Source organism: Paracerasibacillus soli, from assembly GCF_042432965.1.
GTDB lineage: Bacteria > Bacillota > Bacilli > Bacillales > Amphibacillaceae > Paracerasibacillus > Paracerasibacillus soli.
On sequence record NZ_JBHLWL010000066.1, the window covers coordinates 1 to 4,845 of the forward strand.

The 4,845-nt window shown below is 38.5% G+C and carries 6 protein-coding genes; all 6 read left to right on the plus strand.

The features are described 5' to 3' along the window. Positions 1 to 156: 156 nt before the first annotated feature. Positions 157 to 660 carry an RNA polymerase sigma factor gene (locus tag ACFFIS_RS16790; RefSeq protein ID WP_320381488.1) on the plus strand — a complete coding sequence of 168 codons (504 nt, stop codon included), beginning with the start codon at positions 157 to 159 and terminating at the stop codon, positions 658 to 660. Between the two features lie 103 nt (positions 661 to 763). Continuing rightward, positions 764 to 967 (plus strand): hypothetical protein, encoded by a 204-nt coding sequence (locus tag ACFFIS_RS16795; RefSeq protein WP_061114390.1) that lies wholly within the window; start codon positions 764 to 766, stop codon positions 965 to 967. 1 nt (position 968) lies between these two features. Next, complete coding sequence (locus tag ACFFIS_RS16800) at positions 969 to 1,286, plus strand: hypothetical protein (RefSeq protein WP_061114389.1); 318 nt, start codon at positions 969 to 971, stop codon at positions 1,284 to 1,286. Further along, on the plus strand, positions 1,283 to 2,413 hold the full coding sequence (locus tag ACFFIS_RS16805) for a DUF2800 domain-containing protein (RefSeq protein WP_390188454.1): 1,131 nt from the start codon (positions 1,283 to 1,285) through the stop codon (positions 2,411 to 2,413). The genes ACFFIS_RS16800 and ACFFIS_RS16805 overlap by 4 nt, the downstream gene beginning before the upstream one ends. 2 nt (positions 2,414 to 2,415) lie before the next feature. Continuing rightward, positions 2,416 to 2,970, plus strand: coding sequence for a DUF2815 family protein (locus ACFFIS_RS16810; RefSeq protein ID WP_390188456.1), 555 nt, complete (start codon positions 2,416 to 2,418; stop codon positions 2,968 to 2,970). Next, positions 2,967 to 4,845, plus strand: a 1,879-nt coding sequence (locus ACFFIS_RS16815) for a DNA polymerase (protein WP_390188457.1), incomplete at its 3' end; no start/stop codon positions are given. The genes ACFFIS_RS16810 and ACFFIS_RS16815, both read left to right, overlap by 4 nt.

Here is a 4,845-nt window from a genome sequence, read left to right on the forward strand (position 1 = left end):
TGAAGTACGCAATCCACACCAGGATTGTAGTGTCTCAATATTAGTACCCTTACCTTGTTGCGCACTTTTTTAAGTAAAGGTCAGGTTACTAAAGGACAAGCTCTTCATTGTTTGCATCCTTTGCCCTCCGCAAATTGGCGGAGAGGATGCCAAACAATGACAAAAAAGTACAAAACAAGCCAAAAGAACAGAGAATCTTATATTTACTATTCAGGAGGTAAAAAGATAGCAACCATCGTACCAGGAGAAAATGGTGTAACAGAGGTTAATATTGAATATTTACATTCTGAAGATGATCAGGAAGTGGACGAAGGTCGCCGCTATGATTACCGAATTGCTTGTAATTTAGAATCTTATGTAGATGAAAACGGAGATTCAAAAGCTGAACATAACAAACATTTAGCAGATTGGGATGCAGATCCGTTTAATGAAATTTTGGAAATGGAGAACTATGAAGAGAAACAAAAGTTAATCGAACAATTGCATAAAGCAATGGGTCAGTTAACAGATAAACAATTTAGAACGATACAAAAGAAATTTTATGAACAAAAAACAAACGTTGAGATTGCAGCCGAAGAAGATGTGACTGAAGCGGCTATCAGAAATCGTTTAAATAAAATATACAGAAGATTAGAAAAACTGATAAGAAAGGGCTCTTAATTGAGCCTTTTAAATTTTATTTTAAAAAAGGGGTTCGAAAGGGCATGATTTTTCGCTTACTAGTAAGGGACGAAATAAAACCCTTAGAAAGGAGTGTTTCCAGATGAGTCTAAAACACAAGGTAATCATCAATGTTAAAGATGAAAATGGTGAAAAAACGAGAGTGGTTGAAGGTAAGCGCAAAACAGTGCGTAGCCGAATGCTAGATTTACTGTTTGGTAAGAAAGTAAATCTACTCGTGATAACACCTGGAAACTCAGTAGAAACAGTGGAAATAAAAGAGACTCGGAAAGGCGGTGAAGCTTAATATGAGTAGAACAAAATTACTTCTTGATGTGGTCACTGATTTACAAAATTTAGCTGGCTCACTTCAGACGATTGCTGAAGTGTTGGCGAGTAATGAAGAATCACCACGAACGGAAGAAAAAACACCAGTTAAAAAGGCAAAGCCGAAAAAGAAAAAAATATCGCTTGAAGAAGTTCGTACGTTACTTGCACAAAAGAGCCAAGCAGGTTTTACGGCAGATATTAAAAAGTTGCTTGAAAAATACGGTGCAACCAAGCTAAGTGAGATTGAAGAAAAAGACTATGAAGCATTGATGAAAGATGCGGAGGAATTGCAATGACGAAACATGCTATTTTATCCGCTTCAGGGGCACATCGATGGATGAATTGTACTCCATCGGCTCGCCTTGAATTAGAGTTTGAAGATTCTAGTGGTGAAGCGGCTAAGGAAGGGACAGCCGCTCATGAACTGGGGGAACATAAGCTTAGAGAAGCGTTAAAGATTCCAACGAAGAAACCAATATCCATTTATGATTCTGAAGAGATGGAACGTTATACCGATGAGTATGTCCAGTTTATCTTGGAAGAACTAGCGGCAGTAAAACAAATAACGAAAGATCCACTTCTTCTGATTGAACAGCGATTGGACTTTTCGAATTATGTCCCAGAAGGTTTTGGAACAGGGGACTGTGTGATTGTTGCAGACGATGTAGTTCATGTTATTGATTTTAAATATGGACAAGGTGTTTTAGTTGAAGCGGAAAATAATCCGCAAATGATGCTTTATGCACTTGGAGCACTTAATCTATTCGATACGATTTATGACATTGATACAGTAAAAATGACCATCTATCAACCGAGGCGTGAAAACATCTCAACCTTTGAAATATCCAAGACCAGTCTAATAGATTGGGCGGAAAGCACACTTAAACCAAAAGCTGATTTAGCATTTAATGGAGATGGTGAATTTAAGCCTGGTGAATGGTGTAGGTTTTGTAGGGCATCTGTGGAGTGCAGGGCAAGGGCGGAAGAAAATTTGAAGGTAGCAAAATTTGAGTTTAAAAAGTCACCCTTATTAACAGATGTTGAAATTGCTGAAATCTTACTTCATGTAAAAGACCTTACTAAATGGGCGAATGAAATATTTGCTTATGCAACGAATGCTGCTGTTCAGCAAGGAAAACAGTGGACAGGCTTTAAAGTTGTAGAAGGTAGATCTAATCGTAAATATACAGATGAAGAAGCAGTAGCTGAAGCTGCAAAGAAGGCAGGCTATGAAGATATTTATAAGCAAAGTCTGCTGACCATAACCAACATGGAAAAACTGATGGGTAAAAAGAAGTTTAATGAACTACTTGGTGATTTCATTACTAAGCCAAAAGGAAAACCAACGCTTGTTCCAGTAACGGATAAGCGTCCAGAAATAAATATATCAACAGCTAAAAATGAATTTATGGAGGAGAAATAATTATGTCGAAAACAGTTAAAAATCCAACAAAAGTAATTACAGGGGTAGTGCGTTTATCTTATGCAAATGTGTGGGAGCCAAAGTCAATCAATGGTGGAAAAGAAAAATATAGTGTGAGTGTGATTATTCCAAAAAGTGATATGAAAACTTTAGAAGCAATTGAAAAAGCAGTAGATGCTGCAATTGAAGAAGGCCGTGGAAAGTTTGGCGGGAAAATTCCAAACAAGCAGTCGTTAAAATTACCGCTTCGTGATGGAGATATTGACCGTTCAGATGATGAAGCGTATGCGGATAGTTTCTTTGTTAATGCAAACAGCATTACACCACCACAGATTGTAGATGCTGATATTAATCCAATTTTAGAGCGTTCAGAAGTTTATTCAGGAGTGTATGCTCGCGTAAGTATAAATTTTTACGCATTTAACTCAAATGGTAACCGGGGGATTGCTTGCGGCCTTGGTAACATTCAAAAGATTCGTGATGGGGAGCCATTAGGTGGTCGAACAGATGCATCGGTAGATTTTGCTACTGATGTGGATGATGACTTCTTATCATGAAAACAATAAACATCGATATTGAAACGTATAGTGGTGTGGACCTCGCTAAAAGCGGGGTCTATCGCTATGTGGAGGCAGATGATTTTGAAGTAATGCTATTTGCTTACAGTGTGGATAGTGGACCTGTTCAAGTCATTGATTTGGCAAACGGTGAGTCTATCCCGTCTGAAATTGAACAAGCGATATTTAATGAAAATATAACGAAATGGGCCTTTAATGCTCAGTTTGAACGGATTTGTTTAAGTAAACATTTTAAGCGAGATTTATCACCTGTTGATTGGAGATGCACAATGGTGTGGTCTGCTTATTTAGGTTTACCGTTATCTTTAGAAGGAGCTGCAATGGTTACGGGGGCGGATAAACAAAAGCTGTCGGAAGGGAAAGATTTAATTCGTTTTTTCTCTATCCCTTGTAAGCCAACAAAAACAAATGGCGGCCGAACAAGAAATCTAAAAGAACACGATCCGAACAAATGGGACAGTTTTGTAGCATATAACAAACGTGATGTGGAAACGGAAATTGCGATACAAGATAAACTATCAAAATTTCCGATGCCCGAAGCAGAGTGGGATAACTATTTTCTTGATCAGTTAATAAATGATAGGGGAATAAAGCTAGATTTGGAGTTAGTTACTCAGGCTATTAAGTGTGATGACTTAATTCGCAGCGAGTTAATCAGTCGTATGAAGGAAATTACTAAGCTAGAAAACCCGAACTCTGTCAAACAAATGCGTGAATGGTTACAAACAAAAGGTGTAGAAACAGATAGTTTAAATAAGGCAGCAGTAACACATTTAATTGAAACCAATGAAGGTGAAATTAAAGAAGTACTTCAATTGAGGAAACAACTGGCAAAATCCAGCGTGAAAAAATACGCAGCCATGGAAAATGTCGTTTGTCGTGATGGACGAGCGAGGGGATTGATTCAGTTTTACGGTGCAAATCGTACGGGGAGATTTGCAGGAAGGTTAATTCAAGTCCAGAACCTACCACAAAACCATATATCTGATTTAGATGAAGCACGTGCTTTATTGAAACAAGGTAATTTTGAGGCCTTACAAATTTTATATGAATCTGTTCCGAGTGTACTTTCTCAGCTTATAAGGACCGCATTTGTTCCTATTCGGAACAATCGCTTCATAATCGTTGACTTTAGTGCGATTGAAGCACGTGTGATTGCCTGGCTTGCAGGCGAAACTTGGCGAAATGAAGTGTTTGCATCACATGGGAAAATTTACGAGGCTTCAGCTGCACAAATGTTTAAAGTGCCGATAGATGAAATTACAAAGGACAGTCCATTAAGACAGAAAGGGAAAATTGCCGAATTGGCACTTGGTTATGGCGGTTCAGTTGGTGCATTGAAGTCAATGGGAGCAACCAATATGGGTTTGGAAGAATCGGAATTGAAGCCCCTTGTTGATGTTTGGCGGCAGTCGAATTCAAGGATTGTTAAGTTTTGGTGGGATGTTGACCGGGCAGCAAAGGAAACTGTGCGTAAAAGAAAGTCCCACGCAACTCATGGAATAAAATTTGAATATCAGAGTGGCATGTTACTCATAGGTTTACCTTCGGGCAGATGGCTTTCCTATGTAAAGCCAAGAATAGGGATAAACAGTTTTGGAAATGAGTCTGTTTCGTATGAAGGTATTGGTGCAACAAAGAAGTGGGAGCGAATTTTCAGCTATGGTCCCAAGTTTGTCGAGAACATTGTCCAGGCTGTCTCAAGAGATTTATTATGTTTTGCTTTACAACGTGTTCATGATGAACGTTTTCGAATTGTCATGCACATACATGATGAAATTGTCATTGAAGCACCAAACGATGTAACGGTCGAATATATCAGTGATTTAATGAGTCTATCTCCACCTTGGGCAG

Bases quoted from the DNA above. Each gene is read 5' to 3' on its own strand.
- ACFFIS_RS16790 (WP_320381488.1), top strand. From the start codon at position 157: ATGACAAAAAAGTACAAAACAAGCCAAAAGAACAGAGAATCTTATATT.
- ACFFIS_RS16795 (WP_061114390.1), top strand. From the start codon at position 764: ATGAGTCTAAAACACAAGGTAATCATCAATGTTAAAGATGAAAATGGT.
- ACFFIS_RS16800 (WP_061114389.1), top strand. From the start codon at position 969: ATGAGTAGAACAAAATTACTTCTTGATGTGGTCACTGATTTACAAAAT.
- ACFFIS_RS16805 (WP_390188454.1), top strand. From the start codon at position 1,283: ATGACGAAACATGCTATTTTATCCGCTTCAGGGGCACATCGATGGATG.
- ACFFIS_RS16810 (WP_390188456.1), top strand. From the start codon at position 2,416: ATGTCGAAAACAGTTAAAAATCCAACAAAAGTAATTACAGGGGTAGTG.